Origin of the sequence: Sphingomonas sp. 35-24ZXX (assembly GCF_000786215.1) — a bacterium.
GTDB lineage: Bacteria > Pseudomonadota > Alphaproteobacteria > Sphingomonadales > Sphingomonadaceae > Blastomonas.
Genome location: NZ_JROG01000001.1, coordinates 345,554 through 367,243, shown reverse-complemented (window position 1 = coordinate 367,243; position 21,690 = coordinate 345,554). Strand labels below are relative to the sequence as shown.

Below are 21,690 nucleotides of genomic sequence, written 5' to 3'. Positions count from 1 at the left end.
TCTTCATCGGTCGGTTTCCTCGGGGAGGCCCAGCACCCATTTGCGCGTGCAATCCACGCGGAAACCGCGTCTCAGCGCACGGCGGCCGATCAAAAGGGGAAAGGTCATGGTGTTGCGATTGGCCAAGGTCATGTGCCCCTTCCAGCGCACGCTACCAAGCATCATCGTCGTTTCTATGACATAGCGTAGTTCGATAGCTCCATTGGAGCTTTTAATGTGGCGCTGCTCCACGCCAGGCGCGCGGTATTTGCGCGCCGGCTCCCCCCGATGGGCCCGGAACCAGAATTCGACGATCAACTGACCGTCGATCAACAGCGGCTTCACCCGCGTCGCGTGGATAGAGGATGTCGCAGCACCCGTATCGATCTTGGCCCGGATCTTCGCCAGGCCAAGGTCGGGCAGGTCGACGCACTCGACCCAGCCGATATCGATCGGCCCCCGGTCTGCTCTTGTTGTGCGTGAAGACCGGGGCATCGCCGCGCCCGTTAGCAGGCCGCGCGGACAATGCAACAGGGATGCGGCGAGCAGTTCATCCTGCCCGCCGCCCCTCGCATTATCTCAGACTACGCCAAAGGCGAGCATGGCATCGGCGACCTTCTTGAAGCCCGCGATGTTCGCGCCCTTCACATAATCGACATAGCCGCCGCCCTGATCACCGTAGGTCAGGCAGCTGTTGTGGATGCCCATCATGATGTCCTTGAGCATCTGCTGCAGCTCGTCTTCCTTCCACGCACGGCGCTCGGAATTCTGGCTCATTTCCAGGCCCGACACCGCAACGCCGCCGGCGTTCGATGCCTTGCCGGGCGCGTAGAGGATCTTGGCGTTCTTGAAGACGTGGACGCCATCCAGATCAGTCGGCATGTTGGCACCTTCGGACACCGCGATGCAGCCATTGGCAACCAGCGTCCTGGCATCCTCGCCCAGCAACTCGTTCTGCGTCGCGCAGGGCAAGGCGACATCGCACGGCACGCCCCAGGGGGTCTTGCCCGCATGGAACGTTGCGTTGGTGAACTCCGCAACATATTCCTCGATGCGGCCACGGCGGTGGGTCTTGTGCTCCTTCACCCAGTTGATCTTGTCCTGGGTGATGCCATCGGGGTCGTGAATGAAGCCGCCCGAATCCGACAGCGTCAGAACCTTGCCGCCCATCTGCACGATCTTTTCCGCCGCGTGGGTGGCGACATTGCCCGATCCGGAAATCACGGCTGTCTTGCCGACCAGATCATCGCCCTTGTGGGCGAGCATGTTCATGAGGAAATAGACCGCGCCATAGCCGGTCGCCTCGGTGCGGATCAGCGAGCCGCCCCATTCCAGCCCCTTGCCGGTCAGCACGCCGGTGAACTGGTTGGTGATGCGCTTGTACTGGCCGAACATGTACCCGATCTCGCGGCCCCCGACGCCGATATCGCCCGCAGGCACGTCGACATCCGCGCCGATATGGCGATACAGTTCGGTCATGAAGCTCTGGCAGAAGCGCATGATCTCGCGCGTGCTCTTGCCCTTGGGGTTGAAGTTCGATCCTCCCTTGCCGCCGCCCATCGGCAGACCGGTGAGCGCGTTCTTGAAGGTCTGTTCGAAAGCGAGGAACTTCAGCACCGATTCGGTGACCGAGGGGTGGAAGCGGATGCCGCCCTTGTAGGGGCCGATGGCATTGTTGTTCTGCACGCGCCAGCCGCGCTGCACGCGAATGTTGCCGTTGTCGTCTTCCCAGCAGACGCGGAAAGACACGACGCGGTCCGGCTCGGCAATACGCCGCAGGATCTGCTGCGAGTGGTACTGCTCCTTGTCGGCCATGAAATCAAAGATGTCTTCGGCAACCTCCTGCACCGCCTGGACGAATTCCGGCTGGTGCGGGTTGCGCTTTTTCACGCCTTCCATGAAGGTCGGCAAATCAACGTGATCGGATACGGCCATAGGTCCCCCCTTTGAGGTGATGCTGCAAACTGCGCGACCCGGGCCGAACACAGCGAACTCTCCTGATTCGCCTGTATTCTGGGGCAAACTCTACCGCATATTGTGCGCAGCGATAGTGCTAATCAGCACAGGCCAAGGTGCAGCATAAACCCGTTTTCCGGGGCAGCGACGCAGCTCACATCGCCTCGATCAGGGGACTCAAACCCCCGCACGCCCCTGCCCGTAGCGCCAGGGCGACGAGGAACGTCAGCGGCCGCTTTCGCTTTCGTCCTTGTCCCGCGGAGGCCGTGTCAGCGGACGCGTGCCGGGCTTGGAGCGCTTGGGCGCGCCTGTGACTGCAGGCTTGGCCGGCGCGGGCTTGGGTGCCTCCTGGGCCTGCCCGTCAGATACAGTCTCATCCGGCGCAAGGTCGGTCACCAGATCGCTCACGCTGGCCCCCGATCCTGCGTCATCGGCGCTGTCCGATGGCTTCGGAGCGACCGTTTCCGGCTCCATCGACGCATCACTTGCACCGACCAGAGGACCAAGCGCCATCGCGAGGCGCGAGGCCTGTGCTCCCACCACGGCATCCACGCCGCCGGCCATCTCGCGCATCGGCGTGCGCATGAAGCCGCCGATGACATAGTCGAAGGTCAACCGGGTTCCGCCCTTGATCGGCTTGAGGCTGATGGTCATCGTGCCCGTGACAGCCTCGGCCTGAAGCGGGCCCAGCGCGCCCGACAGGCGCAACATGTTGCCCGGATCGACATAGACGATCTGCATGTGCTGCACACTGCCGCGCAGCGTACGCTGCGGCGCGCCGCTCTCGGTGGTCGCCTCGTTGGGGATCAGCTCGCAGAAACAGCCTCCCGCCTGCGCATCCATGTACAGGTTTTCGGAATTGCCCGTCCAGCTGTGGTCCTTGTCCCACCATTTGGCCGGCGTGCGCAGCATGGCGAACGTGGCGTCGGGGTCGGTGGACACCGTGACGGTGTGACGGACCGCGAATCCGTTGTCCGCCTGGGCGGTGACCTCGGCATAAGCAGGCACTGAGGTGAACGCGGCAACAGCCGCAAGGATCGACAAGGTCCGCATGTTCTGAACTCCGAAAGACACGAAGTTCCATGCCCCGTTCGATCCTCCCCTGCAAGGGGAGGATCGACAGAGTCAGGCGTCGAGCACGCCTGCGATCTGACCGGCCACTGCATCCATGCTGGCCATGCCGTCGACACGTGAGACAATGCTGCGCGCTTCGTAGATCGGCAGGATCGGCGCAGTCTTGGCGCGATATTCGGCCATGCGCGTGCGCACGGTGGCTTCGTTATCGTCCGGACGACGCTTGAATTCGGTCGAACCGCATTTGTCGCACACGCCGTCCTTGGCAGGCAGCTTGTAGCGATCGTGATAGCCCTCGCCGCAATTGCCGCAGGTGAAGCGCCCGGTGATGCGATCGACGAGGGCATCCTCGTTGACCTCGAGCTCGATTACATGGTGCAGACTGCGGCCGCGGGCATCGAGGATTTCATCGAGCGATTCGGCCTGAGCCGCAGTACGTGGATAGCCATCGAAGATGATCCCGGTCTCGGGCGCCAACGCATCGAGCGCATCGCCGATGATACCCGACACGATCTCGTCAGACACGAGCTCGCCGGCTTCCATCACGGCCTTGGCCTTCAGGCCGATCGGCGTGCCTGCCTTGACTGCGGCGCGCAGCATGTCGCCGGTGGAAAGCTGCTTCATGCCGCGCTCGTCCACCAGACGCTGTGCCTGTGTGCCCTTGCCGGCACCCGGAGGGCCTAACAGAATGATATTCATGGGTAATCCATCCCCCATTGGGCCGGTTGCCCCGGCCCTTTTCCTATTCCCGAACGCAGCGCTTAGCGCAAGCGTCCCTTCAGCTTCGCCTTCTTGATCAGATCGGCATATTGATGCGCCAGCAGGTGGCTCTGAATCTGGGTGATGGTATCCACCGTCACGTTCACGACGATCAGCAGGCTGGTGCCGCCCAGGAAGAACAGCGGGATGCCGGTCTGTGCGATCACATATTCGGGCAGTACGCAGACGAAGGTCAGATAGGCTGCGCCGACCACGGTGATGCGGGTGAGCACATAGTCCAGATAGGTCGCGGTGTTCTTGCCGGGACGAATGCCGGGGATGAAGCCGCCATTCTTCTTGAGGTTCTCTGCGGTCTCTTCCGGGTTGAACACCACCGCGGTGTAAAAGAAGCAGAAGAAGATGATGCCCAGCGCATAGAGCGTCATGTAGAGCGGCTGGCCGTGCGCCAGATACTGGTTGAGCGTGACGAGCGCGCCGCCCACGGCCGAATTCGGATCCGCAGAATTGCCCGCGAACTGCGAGATGGTCAGCGGCATCAGCAGCAGCGACGACGCGAAGATCGGCGGAATGACGCCTGCAGTATTGATCTTGAGCGGCAGATGGCTGCGGTCGGCCTGCATCACGCCGCGCTGGGTCGCGCGCTTGGGATACTGGATCAGCACGCGGCGCTGGGCGCGTTCCATGAAGCTGATCAGCAGCACCAGCAGCACGATCATGGCGATCAGGCCGACGATCAGGAACGGCGAGATCGAGCCGGTACGGCCGCCTTCGAACATCTGCGCGACGAACACGGGCATCTGGGCAACGATGCCCGCCATGATGATCAGCGAAATGCCGTTGCCGATGCCGCGCGCGGTGATCTGCTCACCCAGCCACATCAGGAACATCGTGCCGCCGACAAGGCTGATCACCGCGCCGACGCGGAACATGATGCCCGGGTTGATCACGGCCTGAATGCCACTGGCACCGGCATAGGATTCAAGACCGACGGCGATGAAATAGCCCTGCATGGCCGTCAGGAAGACGGTGCCATAGCGGGTGTACTGGTTGAGCTTCTTGCGGCCCGACTCGCCTTCCTTCTTGATCGCGGCGAGCTGCGGCGACAGCGACGCGGCCAGCTGCACGACGATCGAGGCGGTGATGTACGGCATCACGCCCAAAGCGATGAGGCTCATGCGCTCGAGCGAACCGCCCGAAAAGGTGTTGAAAATATCGAGAACGCCGCCCTTGGTCTGCTCGTACAGAGCCGCAAGCGCGGTGGGGTCGACGCCGGGAAGCGGAACATAGCTGAGCAGCCGGAAGATGATGAGCGCACCGATCGTGAACCAGATACGGTTCTTCAATTCGGTCGCCTGGCTGAACTTTGCCAGGCTGAAGTTGCTAGCCAGATTGTCGGCCCGTGATGCCATGAACCCTGTATCCCAAAATGCGGCCCTGCGTGCGCTCCATCGGGGCGCGTAGCCGAGAAATTCGTCAGTGCGCCCTCGTCTCTGCGCGGCGTGCCGTAACGGCAATGCGCAGCGATACCGGCTCGGGGCGCTTCAAGCAAGACGCCCCGCGCTCACCATATCGGGAGGCGGGGCGTTCTTGGCAAGCCGGTTGATCCGGTCAGGCTTTCTTTTCGTACGGCGGCTTCACGTACTTGGGCCGCGGCAGAATGATGTCGACCTTGCCGCCCGCCTTTTCGATGGCTTCGACAGCCGTCTTCGAGGCGCCGGCGACAGCAAAGCTGACCTTCGTGGTCAGTTCGCCCTTGGCGAGCAGACGCACGCCGTCCTTGCCGCCGCGCGACAGGCCAGCAGCGCGCAGCGCAGCCTGATCGACAGTGCCATCGGTGGGCAGCTTGCCAGCATCGATGAACTTCTGGATCATGCCCAGGTTGACGATGTCATAGTCCTTGCCGAACGGATTGTTGAAGCCGCGCTTCGGGATCCGCATGTGCAGCGGCATCTGGCCGCCTTCGAATCCGGCGATCGAGACGCCCGAGCGGCTGGTCTGGCCCTTCTGGCCGCGACCGGCGGTCTTGCCCTTGCCCGAACCGATACCGCGTCCAACGCGCATCCGGCCCTTGCGGGCGCCTTCATTGTCCTTGATCTCATTGAGTTTCATGTGTGCACTCGCTTTCGCTTTGTTCGCGCTAAAATAAATCGCTCCGTTGGCCGGAGAGACATGCTGGCTGTCCGGCCCGCAGGCTGGACGCAGTAGAGAGGGGCCTGCAACAAAGCAAGCCCCTCCCCTATCTCCTCCCCGTCGGGAGAGAGAAGTTCTGTGTCAGTCGACGATCGTCACCATGTGACGGACCTTCTGGATCATGCCGCGAATTTCGGGCGTGTCCGTGTGTTCTGCCACGCGGTTCATCTTGTTGAGGCGCAGGCCGATCAGCACCTTGCGCTGCGACTCGGGACGACGGATCGGCGATCCAGTCTGCTTTACCTTGATGGTTGCCATGTCGCTTACTCCGTAATCGCGGCGGCTTCAGCCTCGGCGACCACAGGTGCAGCACCGCCACGGCCCAGCAGGTCGGCAATCTTCTTGCCACGACGTGCTGCCACCGACTTGGGGCTGGTCTGTTCGCCGAGCGCCTCGAAGGTCGCACGGATCATGTTATAGGGGTTGGACGTTCCGTTGGACTTGGTCACAACGTCGGCCACACCCAGGCTTTCGAACACGGCGCGCATCGGACCACCGGCGATGATGCCGGTACCCTGCGGCGCGCTGCGCAGCGTCACCTTGCCCGCACCGAAATGGCCGGTGCCGTCATGGTGCAGCGTGCGGCCTTCCTTGAGCGGAACGCGGATCATCTTCTTCTTGGCAGCAGCAGTTGCCTTGCTGATCGCTTCAGGCACTTCGCGCGCCTTGCCATGGCCGAAACCGGCACGGCCCTGGCCGTCACCGACCACCACCAGCGCAGCGAAACCGAAGCGCTTACCGCCCTTTACGGTCTTCGACACGCGGTTGATGTGGACCAGCTTTTCGATCAGCTCGTCGCCCTGCTCTTCGTCGCGCTTGTTGCGATCATCGCGGCGGCCACGGCCACCACGATCATTGCCGCCACGCTCGTTGCCACCACGACCACGACCACGGCCACCACGACCCTGACGTTCGCCCTGGGGAGCACCCTCGGCAGCAGTGCCCGAGGCTTCTGCGTTGTTCACTTCATCAGCCATCGCTTAAAACTCCAGTCCGCCTTCGCGTGCGGCATCGGCCAGGGCCTTGACCCGGCCATGAAAAATGAAACCGCCGCGGTCGAACACAACGGTGGTCACACCCGCCTGCTTGCCAGCTTCGGCGATCTGCTTACCGACCGCGATAGCATCAGCGACGGTTGCACCCGTAGCCTTGCTGCCCTTGGTCAGCGTCGATGCAGCTGCCAGCGTCTTGCCGGCGGCGTCGTCGATGATCTGTGCATAGATGTGCTTGCCGGTGCGGTGCACCGAAAGACGGGGACGCCCGCCTGCACGGGCGCGCAGCGAGCTGCGGACGCGCTGACGGCGACGATCGAATAAAGAGAGCTTCGCCATGGCTTACTTCTTCTTCCCTTCCTTGCGGAAGATAAACTCGCCCGCATATTTGATACCCTTGCCCTTGTAGGGCTCCGGCTTGCGCCAGCGACGGATTTCGGCGGCAACCTGGCCAACCTTCTGACGATCGCTGCCCGAAATGTGGATCGTCGTCTGATCCGGGGTCTTGATGTCGATGCCATCAGGAATGGCGAAGTCGACATCATGGCTGTAGCCGAGCTGCAGCTTGAGGTTGCTGCCCTGCACGTTGGCACGATAGCCGACGCCGGTGATGTTCAGCGTCTTGGTGAACCCTTCGGTCACACCGACCACCAGGTTCTGGACCAGCGTACGCTGCATGCCCCAGAACGCACGGGCACGGCGGGTGCCGTTGGCCGGCTTGACCGAAAGCTCGCCGTCACCCAGTTCATAGGTGATGTCGGGCACGGTCTGCATGGTCAGTTCGCCCTTGGGGCCCTTCATGGTGAGGACACCATTGGCCATCGACGCGGTGACGCCTGCGGGAATTGCCACAGGCTTTTTACCAATGCGGCTCATATCAGAATACCTCCGCCAGCACCTCGCCGCCAACATTCTGTTCGCGCGCTTCAGCGTCGGACAGAACACCGCGGGGGGTGGATACGATGGTGATGCCAAGGCCGTTGCGCACAATCGGCAGTTCCTTGGAACCCGAATAGACGCGGCGGCCGGGCTTGGACACGCGAGCAACATGCTTGATCGCGGGCTGGCCCTCGAAATACTTCAGCTCGATGCGCAGACCCTTGTGACGGCCCAGCAGCTCTTCGGTATATCCGCGGATATAGCCTTCGCGCTGCAGAACGTCGAGAACGCGGGCACGCAGGTTCGATGCCGGCGACATCACGCTGTCCTTCTTGGCCTGCTGGCCATTGCGGATGCGGGTGAGCATATCGCCCAGAGGATCGGTCATTGCCATATCTTCAAATCCTTACCAGCTGGACTTCGTAACGCCGGGGATCAGGCCCTTGTTGGCCAGATCACGCAGCTCGATACGGCAGAGCCCGAACTTGCGGTAATAAGCGCGGGGACGACCGGTGGTGTTGCACCGGTTGCGCACGCGCGTGGGGTTCGCGTTGCGGGGCAGTTCGGCCATCTTGAGCCGGGCGATCAGACGCTCGGTTTCGTCAAGATTGGTATCTTCTGCCTTCGCACGGAGACGCGCATAACGGCCAGCATACTGCTTGACCATCTTCTTGCGACGCTCGTTCTTGTTGATGGAACTCAGTTTCGCCATGACTTAAGTTCTCGCCTTTCTATTGCGAGACGGAGGGCATTCAAGCCGCCGCCTGTTCCTGGGTTTCCTCGATCGGGAACGGGAAGCCGAAGAGGCGCAGCAATTCGCGCGCTTCATCGTCCGTCTTGGCCGTCGTGGTCACAATGATGTCCATTCCGCGAACAGCGTCGATCTGGTCGTAGCTGATTTCGGGGAAAATGATCTGCTCCTTGAGGCCCATGGCATAGTTGCCACGACCGTCAAAGCTCTTCGGGTTCAGCCCACGGAAATCGCGGATGCGCGGCATCGCGATCGTCACCAGACGATCGAGAAACTCGAACATGCGCTCCTTGCGCAGCGTCACCTTGCAGCCGATCGGCATGCCTTCGCGCAGCTTGAACTGTGCGATCGACTTGCGTGCCTTGGTGATCACGGGCTTCTGGCCGGCGATCAGTTCCATTTCGGCAGCGGCGGTGGTCACCTTCTTCTTGTCCTGGCTGCCTTCACCGACACCCATGTTGATGGTGATCTTGTCCAGCTTCGGGATCTGCATCGGGTTCGTGTAGCCGAACTTTTCCTGCATCGCCTTCACAATGACGTCGTCATAACGCTGACGCATGCGGGGCACGTACTTATCAGCCATCGATCTTCTCCCCGGACTTTACAGCCACGCGGACCTTCTTGCCGTCGACCGTTTCAAAACGGACGCGCGTGGGCGCGCCGGTCTTCGGGTCGGCAACGGCGACCTTCGAAATGTGCAGCGGCGCCTCAACGCGGTCGAGACCGCCCTGCGGGTTTGCCTGCGTCGGCTTGCGGTGACGAACCATCACATTCAGGCCCGATACCAGGACCTTGTCGTCCTTGGGCATCACCTTGGCGACGGTGCCGGTGCGGCCCTTGTCCTTGCCGGACAGGACAACCACGTTGTCACCCTTTTTGATCTTTGCGCTTGCCATGATTACAGCACCTCCGGAGCCAGCGAGATGATCTTCATGTGCTTGCGCGCACGAAGTTCACGAACCACCGGGCCAAAGATACGCGTGCCGATCGGCTCGTCGTTCTTGTTGACCAGCACGGCAGCGTTGCTGTCGAAGCGGATCACGCTGCCGTCGGGACGACGAACGTCCTTGGCGGTGCGCACGATGACGGCGCGGTGAACGTCGCCCTTCTTGACGCGGCCACGAGGGGCAGCTTCCTTGACGGAGACGACGATGATGTCGCCCACGCCGGCGAAGCGACGCTTCGATCCGCCGAGAACCTTGATGCACTGGACGCGCTTGGCGCCACTGTTGTCTGCAACATCAAGATTGGATTGCATCTGGATCATGGATCCGTTTCCTTCTTGTCTGGCTTGCCGGAACCAGTCCGGCAGTTCCTGATTGAATTACGCTTCGGTCGAAGCCTCGGGCGCCTTGTGGGTGTTCACCCGATCCAGCACCTTCCAGGTCTTCAGCTTCGAAATCGGCGCCGTCTCTTCGATGCGGACGGTTTCGCCTTCCTTGAAGCTGTTGGTCTCGTCGTGCGCGTGATACTTCTTCGAACGACGGATGATCTTCCCGTAAAGCGGGTGCTTCACCTTGCGCTCGACATTCACCACGACGGTCTTGTCGCCCTTGTCGGAGACCACCGTTCCGGTCAGAACTCGTTTCGGCATATCGGCCTCCTTACTTGGCAGCGGCGGCGCTTGCGCGCTCGCTCTGCAACGTCTTGATGCGGGCAATGGTGCGACGCACTTCGCGGACACGCGCAGGGCGTTCCAACTGGTTGGTCGCAGCCTGGAAGCGCAGGTTGAACGCTTCCTTCTTCAGCGCGCCCAGTTCAGCCGAAAGCTGATCGTCGGTCTTGGTGCGCAGGTCTTCAACAATCTTGGTCATCACTCACCTCCCAGGTGCGACGTATCGCCGAGGCGAGCCACAACCTTGGTCTTGATCGGCAGCTTCATCGCTGCGCGCTCGAATGCCACGGCGGCAATCGGACCGGGAACGCCATCCAGTTCGAACAGGATGCGGCCGGGCTTCACGCGGGCGGCCCAATATTCGACCGAACCCTTGCCCTTACCCTGACGAACTTCGGCAGGCTTCTTGGTCACGGGCACGTCGGGGAACACGCGGATCCACAAACGTCCCTGACGCTTGATGTGACGCGTGATCGCACGGCGGGCCGCTTCGATCTGGCGTGCGGTGATCCGCTCAGGCTCCAGCGCCTTCAGGCCATACGACCCGAAATTGAGGCTGGTTCCGCCCGGGGCATTTCCGCTGATCCGGCCCTTGAAAGCCTTGCGGAACTTCATTTTCTTCGGTTGCAGCATGATGCTCTACCTTGTCTGTCTGTTCTGGGCTCAGCGGGCCGGACGGACGCCGGAAGTCTGTGCTTCCATCATCAGCCGGTCCTGCGCCATCGGATCGTGACCAAGGATTTCGCCCTTGAAGATCCAGCACTTGATGCCGATGATACCGTACGCGGTCAGCGCCTCGGCATCGGCATAGTCGACATTGGCGCGCAGTGTATGCAGCGGCACGCGGCCTTCACGGTACCATTCGGTACGCGCGATTTCCGCTCCACCCAGACGACCGCCGCAGGTGATCTTGATGCCTTCGGCACCCAGACGCAGCGCAGACTGCACGGCGCGTTTCATCGCACGACGGAAAGCCACGCGGCGGATCAGCTGATCGGCAATGCCCTGTGCGACGAGCTTGGCATCGATTTCCGGCTTGCGGATTTCAACGATGTTCAGCTTCACTTCGCCGCCGTCGATCATCGATTCCAGCTTCTTGCGAAGCTTCTCGATGTCCGCGCCCTTCTTGCCGATGATCACGCCGGGACGTGCAGCATAGATGGAGACGCGGCACAGACGTGCGGGACGTTCGATGACCACCTTGGAGATCGCTGCCTGGGGCATCGTCTTCATGATGAACTTGCGCAGCTCGATGTCTTCCTTGAGCATCTTCGCATAGTCGCGCCCTTCGGCGTACCAGCGGCTGTCCCAAGTGCGGTTGATCTGCAGACGCAGGCCGATCGGATTGCTCTTCTGACCCATGACTTACGCTTCCTCTTGTTCGCGCACAACGATGCGCAGGCGGCTGAACGGCTTCAGGATGCGGCTGGAACGGCCACGAGCGCGCGTCATGAAACGCTTCATCGTGATCGCCTTGCCAACACTCGCTTCAGCCACGACCAGCGCGTCAACATCGAGATTGTGGTTGTTTTCGGCATTGGCGATGGCCGAAGCCAGCACCTTGCGCGCATCAACAGCCATGCCCTTCTTCGAGAAGGCCAGGATGTTCATGGCTTCTTCAGCCTTCTTGCCACGGATCAGGGCGGCAACGAGGTTCAGCTTCTGCGCCGAACCACGAATGGTGGTTCCGACGGCCAGAGCCTCGTTCTCGCCAACACGGCGCGGAGATTTTGCCTTGCCCATTAGCGCTTGCCCTTCTTGTCAGCAGCGTGGCCAGGGAAGGTGCGGGTCGGAGCGAATTCGCCCAGCTTGTGACCCACCATGTCTTCGTTGACCGAAACCGGGATGAACTTGTGGCCGTTGTAGACGTTGAACGTCAGGCCGACGAACTGCGGCAGAATCGTCGAACGACGCGACCACGTCTTGATCGGAGCACGGCCGCCAGCGTCCTGCGCCGTTTCTGCCTTCTTCAGCAGATACAGGTCGAAGAACGGCCCCTTTTTGATTGAGCGAGCCATGACTTACCTCTTCTTCTTCGCGTGACGTGACCGGATGATCATCTTGTCAGTCGACTTGTTCTTGCGGGTGCGCATGCCCTTGGTCGGCTTGCCCCACGGAGTTACCGGATGACGGCCACCAGAGGTGCGGCCTTCACCACCACCATGCGGGTGATCGACCGGGTTCTTGGCGACACCACGGGTCAGCGGACGACGGCCCATCCAGCGCTTGCGGCCAGCCTTGGCGAAGTTCTGGTTGCTGTTGTCGGGGTTCGACACCGCACCCACCGTACCCATGCAGGCACCGGGGATGTAGCGCTGTTCGCCCGAGTTCAGACGGACCATCACCATGCCGCGGTCGCGACCGACGACCTGTGCATAGGTGCCAGCCGAACGTGCGATCTGACCACCCTTGCCCGGCTTCATCTCCACGTTGTGGATGATGGTGCCGACCGGCATCTGCGCCAGCTTCATGGCGTTGCCCGGCTTCACGTCGGTCTTTTCACCGGCGATCACGGTGTCACCAACGGCCAGACGCTGCGGCGCCAGGATGTAGGCCACTTCGCCGTCTTCGTACTTGATCAGTGCGATGAAGGCGGTGCGGTTGGGATCGTATTCGATCCGCTCGACGGTGCCGGCGACGTCCAGCTTGCGACGCTTGAAGTCGACAATGCGGTAACGCTGCTTGTGACCACCGGCGATGCCGCGCGAGGTCACGTGACCCTTGTTGTTGCGGCCACCGGTCTTGCGCTTGCCTTCGGTCAGCGCCTTGACGGGGCCGCCCTTGTACAGGTCGCTGCGATCGACAAGGATCAGACCGCGACGGCCCGGGCTTGTCGGATTATATGATTTGAGTGCCATATCTCTATCCTGTCAGCTACGAACCGCGCTCAGACGCCGGTGGTGACGTCGATCGACTGGCCTTCGGCCAGACGAACAACGGCTTTCTTGATGTCGTTGCGGGTGTAGGCACGGCCCTTCCAGCGCTTGACTTTGCCCTTCTGGACCAAGGTGTTCACCCCGACCACCTTGACATCGAACAGCGCCTCGACGGCCGCCTTGATCTGCGGCTTGGTCGCATCCTGGCTGACCTTGAAGACCACCGCGTTGTTCTCGCTCAGCAGCGTCGACTTTTCGGTGATGTGCGGGGCAACGATCACGTCATAATGACGCGTATCGATGGTGTCGGATTTTTTAGCCATTGAACCGTGCCTCCAGCTTTTCAACAGCGGCGCGGGTCAGCACCAGCGTATCGTGTTTCAGGATGTCATAGACGTTGGCACCAACGGCGGGCAGCACGTTCAGACCGATCAGGTTGGCCGAAGCCTTCTTGAAATTGTCGTTCACGGCATCGCCATCGATGAACAGCGCCTTCTTGCCGAGGCCGAGCTTGCCCAGCTGCGCCAGCAGGGTCTTGGTCTTGGCTTCGGTGATGTCGAAGGTATCGACCACGATCAGGCTTTCGCTGGCAACCTTGGACGACAGAGCCATCTTGAGGCCGAGAGCGCGCACCTTCTTGTTCAGCGAGGGGTTGAAGTCACGGACGCGGGGACCGTGAGCCTTACCACCGCCGATGAAGATCGGGGCACGACGATCGCCGTGACGAGCGGTACCGCCGCCCTTCTGGCGACCGAACTTCTTGCCGGTACGGGCAACATCGCTGCGCTCGCGGGCGCCACGGGCGGTACCGCGACGATTTTCGAGCTGCCAGGTGACGACGCGGTGCAGAATGTCTGCGCGCGGTGCCACGCCAAAGACGTCATCGTTCAGTTCGATGTCGCCGCTGGCGGTTGCGTCGAGGGTTTGGACCTTGAGTTTCATGGTTGATTAACCCTCCTGGCCATCGGTTGCTTCAACCACCGCAACGTCTTCAGCAGGCGTATCGGCAGGAGCGTTGTCATTGGTACCCGCTGCAGAGCGGATGGCGGCGGGATACGGAGCGTCGGCATGACGATCGACCTTGACGGCGTCACGCACCATCAGCCAACCACCCTTCGAACCGGGGACCGAACCCTTGACGAAGATCAGACCGCGCGCCTCATCGGTGCGGACGACTTCCAGGTTCTGCTGCGTGCGCTGACGGTCGCCCATGTGGCCGGCCATCTTCTTGTTCTTGAACACCTTGCCCGGATCCTGGCGCTGGCCAGTCGAACCATGGGCACGGTGAGAGATCGACACACCATGCGATGCACGCATACCCCCGAAGCCCCAACGCTTCATGGCACCGGCAAAACCCTTACCCTGGGTGTGACCGGTGATGTCGACCAGCTGGCCGGCAACGAAGTGGTTGGCGGAAATGGTGGCGCCAACATCGAGGATCGCATCGTCAGCGACGCGGAACTCGGCCATCAGCATCTTGGGAGCGACTTCTGCCTTGGCAAAATGCTCGCGCTGCGGCTTGTTGACGTTCTTGGGCTTTGCAGCTCCGGCACCCAGCTGAACAGCGACGTAACCGTCACGATCCTGGTTCTTGACCGAAACCACCTGGCAATCTTCCAGCGACAGAACGGTAACCGGCACGTGCCGACCATCGTCCTGGAACAGGCGGGTCATCCCGACTTTCTTTGCGATCACGCCAGTGCGCATGATCTTTCTCCCAATAGAGGCCCACATGCACGATTGCCTGCGGGCGTATCCAAACGAAAACCCTCAAAGTTCTGCGAACCTTGAGGGCCAACCCGAAATTTGATGATCACCCCGTCCGGGTTGGCTTTTTCCGCATCCCCGCGATGGGGCGTCGAAAAAGACGGGGGACCAGAGCCGCAGCATTGCTGCGCGGTATCCCTTGTAGGTCCCATCCAGTGGATGGAAGCGCCAGGCCCTGCCCGGCGCCGGCTGGCATCAGGCCAGCTTGATTTCGACGTTGACGCCTGCGGCCAGCTCGAGCTTCATCAGAGCATCGACAGTGGCCGGGGTCGGCTGAACGATATCCAGCAAACGCTTGTAGGTGCGCACCTCGAACTGCTCGCGCGACTTCTTGTCGACATGCGGGCCGCGGTTCACGGTGAACTTCTCGATGCGCGTCGGCAGCGGAATGGGACCACGAATGAGAGCGCCGGTGCGACGGGCGGTGTCGGCGATGTCGCCGGTTGCCTGATCGAGCACGCGATGATCAAATGCCTTGAGGCGAATACGGATATTCTGCGTTTCCATTACCACTTTACCGATGCGAAAGAGCGAAAAACAAACCGCCCCAGAAACCCGTTGGCTCTTTCGAGCCCAACGCCGGGGCGGCCTATTGAAAAAATGCCATCTCCCGAACGAATCAGATCCGTCCGGGAGATGGCCCTATATTACTTGGAGATCGTGCTGACAACCCCCGAACCGACAGTCCGGCCACCTTCGCGAATTGCGAAGCGCAGACCCGGATCCATCGCGATCGGAGCGATCAGCTTGACGCCGATCGTCACGTTGTCGCCAGGCATCACCATTTCGGTGCCCTCGGGCAGAACAACTTCACCGGTCACGTCGGTCGTGCGGAAGTAGAACTGCGGACGATAGTTGGCGAAGAACGGCGTGTGACGGCCACCTTCGTCCTTCGACAGCACGTACACTTCTGCGTTGAACTCGGTGTGCGGCGTAACCGAACCGGGCTTGCAGAGAACCTGACCGCGCTCGACGTCTTCACGGGCAACGCCGCGAACCAGTGCGCCGATGTTGTCGCCAGCCATGCCCTGGTCGAGCAGCTTGCGGAACATTTCAACGCCGGTGACGACGGTCTTGCGGGTGTCCTTGAGGCCGACGATTTCGACTTCCTCACCCACCTTGACGATGCCGGTTTCGACGCGGCCGGTCACAACCGTACCACGACCCGAGATCGAGAACACGTCTTCGACGGGCATCAGGAACGGCTTGTCGACGGGGCGAGCAGGCTGCGGGATGTAGTCGTCGACGGCCTTCATCAGGGCGTAGATCGATTCCTTGCCGATGTTGTCGTCACGGCCTTCGAGAGCGGCCAGCGCCGAACCCTTGACGATGGGAATGTCGTCGCCCGGGAAGTCGTACGAGCTCAGCAGCTCGCGCACTTCCAGTTCAACCAGTTCCAGGATTTCTTCGTCATCGACCTGGTCGACCTTGTTCATGTAGACGACCAGAGCCGGCACGCCGACCTGACGGGCGAGCAGGATGTGCTCGCGGGTCTGCGGCATCGGACCGTCAGCAGCGTTCACCACCAGGATCGCGCCGTCCATCTGAGCAGCACCGGTGATCATGTTCTTCACATAGTCAGCGTGGCCCGGGCAGTCGACGTGTGCATAGTGACGTGCTTCGGTTTCATATTCGACGTGTGCGGTCGAAATGGTGATGCCGCGCTCGCGCTCTTCGGGAGCCTTGTCGATGTTGGCATAATCGGTGAAGGTCGCGCCGCCGGTTTCAGCCAGCACCTTGGTGATGGCTGCGGTCAGCGTGGTCTTGCCATGGTCAACGTGACCGATGGTACCGATATTGCAGTGCGGCTTGGTCCGCTCAAATTTAGCCTTGGCCATTTTTTCCTACCTTCGTTCTTTTACTATCTGTGGGATAGTCCGCGCCGCGCTCTGGCGAGACTGCCCAAAACTGTCAACACCCAAATGAAAGCCCGTGGCGCCTGACGGCGCGATTCGGCGGGCTAAGGTCGAGCGCCTATAGCGAGTATGCCCGGCTTATGCCAGCTTCTCCTTGACCTCGGCTGCGACATTCGCCGGAACCTCGTCATAGTGAGAAAACTGCATCGTGTACTGCGCACGTCCCTGGGTAAAGGAACGCAGCTGGTTCACGTAACCGAACATGTTTGCGAGCGGCACAACCGCTTCCACCGCCTGCGCGTTGCCGCGCGTGTCGGTGCCCTGGATCTGGCCACGACGGCTGTTCAAGTCGCCGATGACGTCACCCAGGTAATCCTCGGGCGTCACCACCTCGACCTTCATGATCGGCTCGAGCAGCTTGATGCCGGACTTCTGCGCGGCTTCACGCATGGCCGCACGGCCAGCGATTTCGAAGGCCAGCGCCGAAGAGTCGACGTCATGGTACGCACCGTCATACAGCTCGATCTCGAAGTCGATGATCGGGAAGCCGACCAGCGAACCGGACGCTGCGGTTTCGCGCATGCCCTTTTCGACCGCCGGGATATATTCCTTCGGAATGTTCCCGCCCTTGACGTTGTCGGTGAAGATGATGCCCGAACCGCGCTCGCCCGGCGTGACCTTGAACTTCACGCGGCCGAACTGACCCGAACCACCCGACTGCTTCTTGTGGGTGTAGTCGATATCCACGGCCTTGCCGAGATATTCGCGATACGCCACCTGCGGTGCACCGACATTCGCCTCGACCTTGAACTCGCGACGCATGCGGTCGACCAGAATTTCGAGGTGAAGCTCGCCCATGCCCTTGATGATAGTCTGACCGCTTTCGGTATCCGACGACACGCGGAACGAGGGATCTTCGCGTGCGAGGCGGTTGAGCGCCACGCCCATCTTTTCCTGGTCGGCCTTGGTCTTGGGTTCCACCGAAAGCTCGATCACCGGCTCGGGGAATTCCATCCGCTCGAGGATGATCGGCGCGCTGGCAGCGCACAGCGTGTCACCCGTCGTGGTATCCTTGAGGCCCGCCAGAGCGACGATGTCGCCTGCGAACGCTTCCTGAATGTCCTCGCGGCTGTTGGCATGCATCAGCAGCATGCGGCCAACCTTTTCCTTCTTGTCCTTCACCGAGTTGATGACGGTCGAGGCGGCTTCCAGCTTGCCCGAATAGATGCGGGCGAAGGTCAGCGTACCCACAAACGGGTCGTTCATGATCTTGAAGGCCAGCGCAGCGAACGGTTCGCTGTCCGAAGACGGACGCTCGTCCGGCGTTTCGCCGTCGAGCTTGACGCCCTTGATCGCGGGAACGTCGAGCGGCGAAGGCAGATAGTCGACCACAGCGTCGAGCAGAGGCTGCACGCCCTTGTTCTTGAATGCCGAACCGCACACCACCGGCACGAAGGCCATCTCGAGCGTACCCTTGCGGATCAGCTTCTTGAGATCGGCAGTGCTGGGCTCGTTGCCTTCGAGATAGGCTTCCATCATCGCGTCATCGAGCTCGACCGCCATTTCGATCAGGTCGCTGCGATACTTCGCTGCCTTTTCGACCAGGTCGTCGGGGATCGGCTGGTATTCGAACTTCGCACCCAGGCTCTCTTCGAGCCAGATGATCGCACGGTTCTCGACCAGATCGACAAGGCCCTTGAAGCCGCCTTCGATGCCGATCGGCAGATACAGGACAGCCGGACGAGCGCCCAGACGCTCGATGATCGAGTTCACGCAGAAATAGAAGTCCGCACCGGTGCGATCCAGCTTGTTGACGAAGCACATGCGCGGCACGCCGTACTTGTCAGCCTGGCGCCACACGGTTTCGGACTGCGGCTCAACGCCGGCAACGCCGTCGAAGCATGCGACCGCGCCATCGAGCACGCGCAGCGAACGTTCGACTTCAATGGTGAAGTCGACGTGGCCGGGGGTGTCGATGATGTTGATCAGGTGCTCGTCGCCCTTGCCCTCTTCGGCGCGCCATTTGCAGGTGGTGGCTGCGGACGTGATCGTGATCCCGCGCTCCTGCTCCTGCTCCATCCAGTCCATCGTCGCGGTGCCTTCATGCACTTCGCCGATCTTGTACGACTTGCCGGTGTAATAGAGGATCCGCTCGGTCGTGGTGGTCTTGCCCGCGTCGATATGGGCCATAATGCCGATATTGCGGTACTTTTCCAGGGGATGGCTGCGTGCCATGATCATAAACTCCAAGTGTGGGGCGTAATTTGCCGCGCGCTATAATGAAGCCCCCGCACTTTGACCAGCGCGAATTGGGGTTATCGATGTAGCAAACGCCAAACCCCTCTCCCGTTGCAGAAAGAGGACGGTGGACCGCACCAGCGAACGGGCTGTGGCGGAATGGGAGAGGGGCAGGTCAGCACTGATGTGCGCCCTGCCCTCCCCGTGCTTCACATCGTGAAGCGAACTCTCTCCCGCAAGGGAGAGAGTGATATTTACCAGCGATAGTGCGAGAAGGCACGGTTCGCTTCGGCCATGCGGTGCGTGTCTTCACGCTTCTTGACCGCATTGCCGCGATTGTTGGCCGCATCGAGCAGTTCGCCCGACAGACGTGCAGCCATCGTGGTTTCGCTGCGGTTGCGCGCAGCCGAAATCAGCCAGCGAATGGCGAGAGCTTGGGCACGCTCCGGACGGACTTCGACGGGAACCTGATAGGTCGCACCACCGACGCGGCGGCTGCGCACTTCGATGCCCGGCTTCACGTTGTTCAGCGCATCGTGGAACATGGGCAGCGGGTCAGTCTTGGCCTTGGCTTCCATGGTTTCCATGGCGCCATAGACGATACGCTCTGCAACGGACTTCTTACCGTCCAGCATGAGGTTGTTCATGAACTTGGAAAGCGTCAGATCCCCGAACTTGGGATCGGGAAGGATGACGCGCTTTTCTGGGCGACGACGACGAGACATGATGAGTAACTCCTGAAAAAGGCCTGACCTTCAAACGGGATGCAATGCACCCCGCGAGGATCACTTCGGACGCTTGGCGCCGTACTTCGAACGGCTCTGCTTGCGGTCCTTGACACCCTGGGTGTCGAGAACGCCGCGCAGCACGTGGTAACGCACACCGGGAAGGTCGCGTACGCGGCCGCCGCGGATAAGCACAACCGAGTGCTCCTGCAGGTTGTGGCCTTCACCCGGAATGTAGGTGATGACTTCGCGGCTGTTGGTCAGACGGACCTTGGCCACCTTGCGCAGTGCCGAGTTCGGCTTTTTCGGGGTCGTCGTATAGACGCGGGTGCAAACGCCACGCTTCTGCGGGTTTGCATCCATTGCGGGCACCTTGGACTTCGCCTTCTGGGGCACCCGGCCCTTGCGGACCAGCTGGTTGATCGTTGGCATGTTTCTCTTCACCTGATTGGTAGAGTATAAGGTTACTCTGCCGCCTGATACGTGATCCGAGCGCGTGTCCGCGCGCCGATATGGTGGAGGCTCCGCCTTTGATCCACCCGCACCCTGCGCCAGTGTTGTGCTAATATCCGATTCTCGCGAAAGCCTGGGCTCCGCAGCAATCGGAGCGCGGCCCTTAGCGGCGAACGCGCGTGCGGTCAAGCCGCAGCCGACAGTCCCGGCCCCTGGGCGAGGATCGAGCCGCGCAGCGCATCCCAGTCATCGAAGTGCCAGAACTCGGGTCGCTCTGTCCCCAGGATCTGCGGGCCACGGTCCTGGACGATCATGATCTCGACCGGATCGAGCAGTTGCAGGCGCGATGTGCAGTAGAACGGACGCACGCGAATGGCCGAGGGATCGTCCTCGCAATTGTCGATCACCAGCGCCAGCCGGTGGTCGTTCAGCCGCACCAGTCCGCCCGCCGGGTACAGGCCCAGACTGTTGATGAAGACCTGCATCAGCCGCTCGTCGAAATGCCCGCGCCATTGGGCCATCCGGCCCAACGCCATGCACGGCGACCAGGGGTCCTTGTAGGGCCGATTCGATGTGACGGCGTCATATACGTCACAGATCGCCCCCATCCGCGCCGCCATGCTGATCTCGTTGCCTTGCAGACCGAACGGATAGCCGGTGCCATCCATCTTTTCGTGATGATGCAGACAGACATCGCGCGCCACGTCCGGGATTTCCGGATTGTCGCCGATCAGCGCATGGCCGCGTTCGGGATGGCTGCGGATCGTCGTGAACTCTTCGTCGGTCAACCGGCCCGCCTTGTCGAGGATCATCTGCGGCACCGCCATCTTGCCCAGATCGTGCAGCAGTCCTGCCATCCCCATGTTGCGGATGGTGGCTTCGTCCAGATCCAGCTTGCGGGCGAAGTTGATCATCAGCGCGCACACCGCCACCGAATGCATATAGGTATACTCGTCCTTGCTTTTCAGCCGGACAAGATTGGTGAGCGCCTTATTGTTGCGCTCCACCGATTCGCGGATTTCATCGATCAGCGGCGCGACATCGGCGATCTTGATCGCCTGCCCCATCCGCGCGGCCTCGAACATCGCGCCGACCTGCTTCTTGGACTTCTCGACGATCCGGGCGGCGCGCTTGGTTTCCTGGCGGAAGCTGGTTGCCTTCGTGGTGGCCGTGGGCGGAGCATAGCGCCGCGCCATCGGGTTGGGCTGCGTCGCCAGTCTCGGAGCAGGCGGCAGGCTTGGCGCGACCGCGGGCTTGGGCGCAGGGACGGCGCCGCGCTCACCATCGATGATGACCGCCTCGACCCGGCTCTGGCGGATCTTGATGACGTCGTCTTCATCTTCCAGCAGGAACTTCTTGCGCCAGAACGGATGATCAAACCACGAGCCGACGAAGCCGTGGATATACATCCCCGTCACCACGTCAGCAGGTTTGATATGTACCAGCAAGCGCCCAGCCCCATCCGCGCCGGATGGGGACATCCATAGAGCCTGACCCTACCAGGCGCCCCCACCTCGGCTTGTTAGGCATCGGCTATCGGGTCAATTTGTTAACATCAAGTAAGCCCGTAAGCGCCGTACTAAAATGTTACATATTATTCCGCAAAGGGCCAATTGCGC

31 protein-coding genes are annotated in these 21,690 nt (G+C 61.4%); all 31 read right to left on the bottom strand.

What is annotated here, in order from left to right; translation table 11 throughout:
• Window positions 1–3 precede the first annotated feature (3 nt).
• Complete coding sequence (locus LI72_RS01710; protein WP_052129388.1) at window positions 4–474, bottom strand: ATP-dependent zinc protease family protein; 471 nt, start codon at window positions 472–474, stop codon at window positions 4–6.
• Window positions 475–558: 84 nt separating this feature from the next.
• The gene (gene gdhA / locus LI72_RS01705; protein WP_033924111.1) at window positions 559–1,914 is read right to left on the bottom strand and encodes an NADP-specific glutamate dehydrogenase; all 1,356 of its coding nucleotides are present in this window, start codon (window positions 1,912–1,914) and stop codon (window positions 559–561) included.
• A gap of 246 nt (window positions 1,915–2,160) precedes the next feature.
• Window positions 2,161–3,009 carry an SRPBCC family protein gene (locus LI72_RS01700; RefSeq protein ID WP_156139430.1) on the bottom strand — a complete coding sequence of 283 codons (849 nt, stop codon included), beginning with the start codon at window positions 3,007–3,009 and terminating at the stop codon, window positions 2,161–2,163.
• A gap of 51 nt (window positions 3,010–3,060) precedes the next feature.
• Window positions 3,061–3,708, bottom strand: a complete 648-nt coding sequence (locus LI72_RS01695; protein ID WP_033924110.1) for an adenylate kinase — start codon at window positions 3,706–3,708, stop codon at window positions 3,061–3,063.
• Window positions 3,709–3,770: 62 nt separating this feature from the next.
• Complete coding sequence (secY, locus tag LI72_RS01690; RefSeq protein WP_033924109.1) at window positions 3,771–5,138, bottom strand: preprotein translocase subunit SecY; 1,368 nt, start codon at window positions 5,136–5,138, stop codon at window positions 3,771–3,773.
• Window positions 5,139–5,337: 199 nt separating this feature from the next.
• On the bottom strand, window positions 5,338–5,838 hold the full coding sequence (gene rplO, locus LI72_RS01685) for a 50S ribosomal protein L15 (RefSeq protein WP_033924108.1): 501 nt from the start codon (window positions 5,836–5,838) through the stop codon (window positions 5,338–5,340).
• A gap of 162 nt (window positions 5,839–6,000) precedes the next feature.
• Complete coding sequence (gene rpmD / locus LI72_RS01680; RefSeq protein ID WP_033924107.1) at window positions 6,001–6,177, bottom strand: 50S ribosomal protein L30; 177 nt, start codon at window positions 6,175–6,177, stop codon at window positions 6,001–6,003.
• Between the two features lie 5 nt (window positions 6,178–6,182).
• Window positions 6,183–6,896 carry a 30S ribosomal protein S5 gene (rpsE, locus tag LI72_RS01675; RefSeq protein WP_033924106.1) on the bottom strand — a complete coding sequence of 238 codons (714 nt, stop codon included), beginning with the start codon at window positions 6,894–6,896 and terminating at the stop codon, window positions 6,183–6,185.
• Window positions 6,897–6,899: 3 nt separating this feature from the next.
• Entirely contained in the window at window positions 6,900–7,250 is a 351-nt protein-coding gene (gene rplR, locus LI72_RS01670) for a 50S ribosomal protein L18 (RefSeq protein WP_033924105.1), read from the bottom strand.
• Window positions 7,251–7,253: 3 nt separating this feature from the next.
• Window positions 7,254–7,787 (bottom strand): 50S ribosomal protein L6, encoded by a 534-nt coding sequence (rplF, locus tag LI72_RS01665; RefSeq protein WP_033924104.1) that lies wholly within the window; start codon window positions 7,785–7,787, stop codon window positions 7,254–7,256.
• A 1-nt stretch (window position 7,788) separates the two neighbouring features.
• On the bottom strand, window positions 7,789–8,184 hold the full coding sequence (gene rpsH, locus LI72_RS01660) for a 30S ribosomal protein S8 (RefSeq protein WP_017670458.1): 396 nt from the start codon (window positions 8,182–8,184) through the stop codon (window positions 7,789–7,791).
• Between the two features lie 12 nt (window positions 8,185–8,196).
• On the bottom strand, window positions 8,197–8,502 hold the full coding sequence (gene rpsN / locus LI72_RS01655) for a 30S ribosomal protein S14 (protein ID WP_017670457.1): 306 nt from the start codon (window positions 8,500–8,502) through the stop codon (window positions 8,197–8,199).
• A gap of 40 nt (window positions 8,503–8,542) precedes the next feature.
• On the bottom strand, window positions 8,543–9,124 hold the full coding sequence (rplE, locus tag LI72_RS01650; RefSeq protein ID WP_033924103.1) for a 50S ribosomal protein L5: 582 nt from the start codon (window positions 9,122–9,124) through the stop codon (window positions 8,543–8,545).
• Window positions 9,117–9,437 carry a 50S ribosomal protein L24 gene (rplX, locus tag LI72_RS01645; protein WP_033924102.1) on the bottom strand — a complete coding sequence of 107 codons (321 nt, stop codon included), beginning with the start codon at window positions 9,435–9,437 and terminating at the stop codon, window positions 9,117–9,119. The genes rplE and rplX overlap by 8 nt, the downstream gene beginning before the upstream one ends.
• 2 nt (window positions 9,438–9,439) lie before the next feature.
• Complete coding sequence (gene rplN / locus LI72_RS01640) at window positions 9,440–9,808, bottom strand: 50S ribosomal protein L14 (RefSeq protein ID WP_033924101.1); 369 nt, start codon at window positions 9,806–9,808, stop codon at window positions 9,440–9,442.
• A 57-nt stretch (window positions 9,809–9,865) separates the two neighbouring features.
• Window positions 9,866–10,135, bottom strand: a complete 270-nt coding sequence (rpsQ, locus tag LI72_RS01635) for a 30S ribosomal protein S17 (protein WP_017670453.1) — start codon at window positions 10,133–10,135, stop codon at window positions 9,866–9,868.
• A gap of 10 nt (window positions 10,136–10,145) precedes the next feature.
• Window positions 10,146–10,355: a 50S ribosomal protein L29 gene (gene rpmC / locus LI72_RS01630; RefSeq protein WP_033924100.1), complete on the bottom strand. Its 210-nt coding sequence runs from the start codon at window positions 10,353–10,355 to the stop codon at window positions 10,146–10,148.
• Window positions 10,355–10,789, bottom strand: coding sequence for a 50S ribosomal protein L16 (rplP, locus tag LI72_RS01625; RefSeq protein WP_031318020.1), 435 nt, complete (start codon window positions 10,787–10,789; stop codon window positions 10,355–10,357). The genes rpmC and rplP overlap by 1 nt, the downstream gene beginning before the upstream one ends.
• 30 nt (window positions 10,790–10,819) lie before the next feature.
• A complete protein-coding gene (gene rpsC / locus LI72_RS01620) occupies window positions 10,820–11,518 on the bottom strand; it encodes a 30S ribosomal protein S3 (RefSeq protein WP_017670450.1) in 699 nt (232 codons plus the stop codon).
• A 3-nt stretch (window positions 11,519–11,521) separates the two neighbouring features.
• On the bottom strand, window positions 11,522–11,899 hold the full coding sequence (rplV, locus tag LI72_RS01615; RefSeq protein WP_033924099.1) for a 50S ribosomal protein L22: 378 nt from the start codon (window positions 11,897–11,899) through the stop codon (window positions 11,522–11,524).
• Window positions 11,899–12,174: a 30S ribosomal protein S19 gene (gene rpsS / locus LI72_RS01610; protein WP_017670448.1), complete on the bottom strand. Its 276-nt coding sequence runs from the start codon at window positions 12,172–12,174 to the stop codon at window positions 11,899–11,901. The genes rplV and rpsS overlap by 1 nt, the downstream gene beginning before the upstream one ends.
• A gap of 3 nt (window positions 12,175–12,177) precedes the next feature.
• Window positions 12,178–13,014 carry a 50S ribosomal protein L2 gene (gene rplB, locus LI72_RS01605; protein ID WP_033924098.1) on the bottom strand — a complete coding sequence of 279 codons (837 nt, stop codon included), beginning with the start codon at window positions 13,012–13,014 and terminating at the stop codon, window positions 12,178–12,180.
• Between the two features lie 29 nt (window positions 13,015–13,043).
• Window positions 13,044–13,355, bottom strand: coding sequence for a 50S ribosomal protein L23 (locus LI72_RS01600; RefSeq protein WP_033924097.1), 312 nt, complete (start codon window positions 13,353–13,355; stop codon window positions 13,044–13,046).
• Entirely contained in the window at window positions 13,348–13,974 is a 627-nt protein-coding gene (gene rplD, locus LI72_RS01595; protein ID WP_017670445.1) for a 50S ribosomal protein L4, read from the bottom strand. The genes LI72_RS01600 and rplD overlap by 8 nt, the downstream gene beginning before the upstream one ends.
• A gap of 6 nt (window positions 13,975–13,980) precedes the next feature.
• On the bottom strand, window positions 13,981–14,739 hold the full coding sequence (gene rplC, locus LI72_RS01590) for a 50S ribosomal protein L3 (RefSeq protein ID WP_017670444.1): 759 nt from the start codon (window positions 14,737–14,739) through the stop codon (window positions 13,981–13,983).
• Window positions 14,740–14,994: 255 nt separating this feature from the next.
• Entirely contained in the window at window positions 14,995–15,306 is a 312-nt protein-coding gene (gene rpsJ, locus LI72_RS01585) for a 30S ribosomal protein S10 (protein ID WP_017670443.1), read from the bottom strand.
• A 140-nt stretch (window positions 15,307–15,446) separates the two neighbouring features.
• Window positions 15,447–16,637: an elongation factor Tu gene (tuf, locus tag LI72_RS01580; protein WP_017670442.1), complete on the bottom strand. Its 1,191-nt coding sequence runs from the start codon at window positions 16,635–16,637 to the stop codon at window positions 15,447–15,449.
• A gap of 156 nt (window positions 16,638–16,793) precedes the next feature.
• Window positions 16,794–18,890: an elongation factor G gene (fusA, locus tag LI72_RS01575; protein ID WP_033924327.1), complete on the bottom strand. Its 2,097-nt coding sequence runs from the start codon at window positions 18,888–18,890 to the stop codon at window positions 16,794–16,796.
• Window positions 18,891–19,147: 257 nt separating this feature from the next.
• A complete protein-coding gene (gene rpsG, locus LI72_RS01570; protein WP_033924096.1) occupies window positions 19,148–19,618 on the bottom strand; it encodes a 30S ribosomal protein S7 in 471 nt (156 codons plus the stop codon).
• A 60-nt stretch (window positions 19,619–19,678) separates the two neighbouring features.
• Window positions 19,679–20,050 carry a 30S ribosomal protein S12 gene (gene rpsL, locus LI72_RS01565; protein WP_017670439.1) on the bottom strand — a complete coding sequence of 124 codons (372 nt, stop codon included), beginning with the start codon at window positions 20,048–20,050 and terminating at the stop codon, window positions 19,679–19,681.
• Window positions 20,051–20,256: 206 nt separating this feature from the next.
• Window positions 20,257–21,552 carry an HD-GYP domain-containing protein gene (locus tag LI72_RS01560; RefSeq protein WP_081984516.1) on the bottom strand — a complete coding sequence of 432 codons (1,296 nt, stop codon included), beginning with the start codon at window positions 21,550–21,552 and terminating at the stop codon, window positions 20,257–20,259.
• Between the last annotated feature and the right edge of the window lie 138 nt (window positions 21,553–21,690).

Bases quoted from the DNA above. Each gene is read 5' to 3' on its own strand.
- tuf (WP_017670442.1), bottom strand. From the start codon at position 16,637: ATGGCCAAGGCTAAATTTGAGCGGACCAAGCCGCACTGCAATATCGGT.
- LI72_RS01710 (WP_052129388.1), bottom strand. From the start codon at position 474: ATGCCCCGGTCTTCACGCACAACAAGAGCAGACCGGGGGCCGATCGAT.
- rplD (WP_017670445.1), bottom strand. From the start codon at position 13,974: ATGAAACTCAAGGTCCAAACCCTCGACGCAACCGCCAGCGGCGACATC.
- rpmC (WP_033924100.1), bottom strand. From the start codon at position 10,355: ATGACCAAGATTGTTGAAGACCTGCGCACCAAGACCGACGATCAGCTT.
- LI72_RS01560 (WP_081984516.1), bottom strand. From the start codon at position 21,552: ATGTCCCCATCCGGCGCGGATGGGGCTGGGCGCTTGCTGGTACATATC.
- rpsH (WP_017670458.1), bottom strand. From the start codon at position 8,184: ATGGCAATGACCGATCCTCTGGGCGATATGCTCACCCGCATCCGCAAT.
- rplO (WP_033924108.1), bottom strand. From the start codon at position 5,838: ATGAAACTCAATGAGATCAAGGACAATGAAGGCGCCCGCAAGGGCCGG.
- gdhA (WP_033924111.1), bottom strand. From the start codon at position 1,914: ATGGCCGTATCCGATCACGTTGATTTGCCGACCTTCATGGAAGGCGTG.
- rplR (WP_033924105.1), bottom strand. From the start codon at position 7,250: ATGGCGAAGCTCTCTTTATTCGATCGTCGCCGTCAGCGCGTCCGCAGC.
- rpsE (WP_033924106.1), bottom strand. From the start codon at position 6,896: ATGGCTGATGAAGTGAACAACGCAGAAGCCTCGGGCACTGCTGCCGAG.
- rpsG (WP_033924096.1), bottom strand. From the start codon at position 19,618: ATGTCTCGTCGTCGTCGCCCAGAAAAGCGCGTCATCCTTCCCGATCCC.
- secY (WP_033924109.1), bottom strand. From the start codon at position 5,138: ATGGCATCACGGGCCGACAATCTGGCTAGCAACTTCAGCCTGGCAAAG.
- rplB (WP_033924098.1), bottom strand. From the start codon at position 13,014: ATGGCACTCAAATCATATAATCCGACAAGCCCGGGCCGTCGCGGTCTG.
- rpsQ (WP_017670453.1), bottom strand. From the start codon at position 10,135: ATGCCGAAACGAGTTCTGACCGGAACGGTGGTCTCCGACAAGGGCGAC.
- rplV (WP_033924099.1), bottom strand. From the start codon at position 11,899: ATGGGCAAGGCAAAATCTCCGCGCCGTGTTGGCGAGAACGAGGCTCTG.
- rplX (WP_033924102.1), bottom strand. From the start codon at position 9,437: ATGGCAAGCGCAAAGATCAAAAAGGGTGACAACGTGGTTGTCCTGTCC.
- rplF (WP_033924104.1), bottom strand. From the start codon at position 7,787: ATGAGCCGCATTGGTAAAAAGCCTGTGGCAATTCCCGCAGGCGTCACC.
- fusA (WP_033924327.1), bottom strand. From the start codon at position 18,890: ATGGCACGCAGCCATCCCCTGGAAAAGTACCGCAATATCGGCATTATG.
- rpmD (WP_033924107.1), bottom strand. From the start codon at position 6,177: ATGGCAACCATCAAGGTAAAGCAGACTGGATCGCCGATCCGTCGTCCC.
- rplP (WP_031318020.1), bottom strand. From the start codon at position 10,789: ATGCTGCAACCGAAGAAAATGAAGTTCCGCAAGGCTTTCAAGGGCCGG.
- rpsS (WP_017670448.1), bottom strand. From the start codon at position 12,174: ATGGCTCGCTCAATCAAAAAGGGGCCGTTCTTCGACCTGTATCTGCTG.
- LI72_RS01600 (WP_033924097.1), bottom strand. From the start codon at position 13,355: ATGGCTAAAAAATCCGACACCATCGATACGCGTCATTATGACGTGATC.
- rpsL (WP_017670439.1), bottom strand. From the start codon at position 20,050: ATGCCAACGATCAACCAGCTGGTCCGCAAGGGCCGGGTGCCCCAGAAG.
- rpsJ (WP_017670443.1), bottom strand. From the start codon at position 15,306: ATGGAAACGCAGAATATCCGTATTCGCCTCAAGGCATTTGATCATCGC.
- LI72_RS01695 (WP_033924110.1), bottom strand. From the start codon at position 3,708: ATGAATATCATTCTGTTAGGCCCTCCGGGTGCCGGCAAGGGCACACAG.
- rpsC (WP_017670450.1), bottom strand. From the start codon at position 11,518: ATGGGTCAGAAGAGCAATCCGATCGGCCTGCGTCTGCAGATCAACCGC.
- rplE (WP_033924103.1), bottom strand. From the start codon at position 9,124: ATGGCTGATAAGTACGTGCCCCGCATGCGTCAGCGTTATGACGACGTC.
- rplN (WP_033924101.1), bottom strand. From the start codon at position 9,808: ATGATCCAGATGCAATCCAATCTTGATGTTGCAGACAACAGTGGCGCC.
- rpsN (WP_017670457.1), bottom strand. From the start codon at position 8,502: ATGGCGAAACTGAGTTCCATCAACAAGAACGAGCGTCGCAAGAAGATG.
- rplC (WP_017670444.1), bottom strand. From the start codon at position 14,739: ATGCGCACTGGCGTGATCGCAAAGAAAGTCGGGATGACCCGCCTGTTC.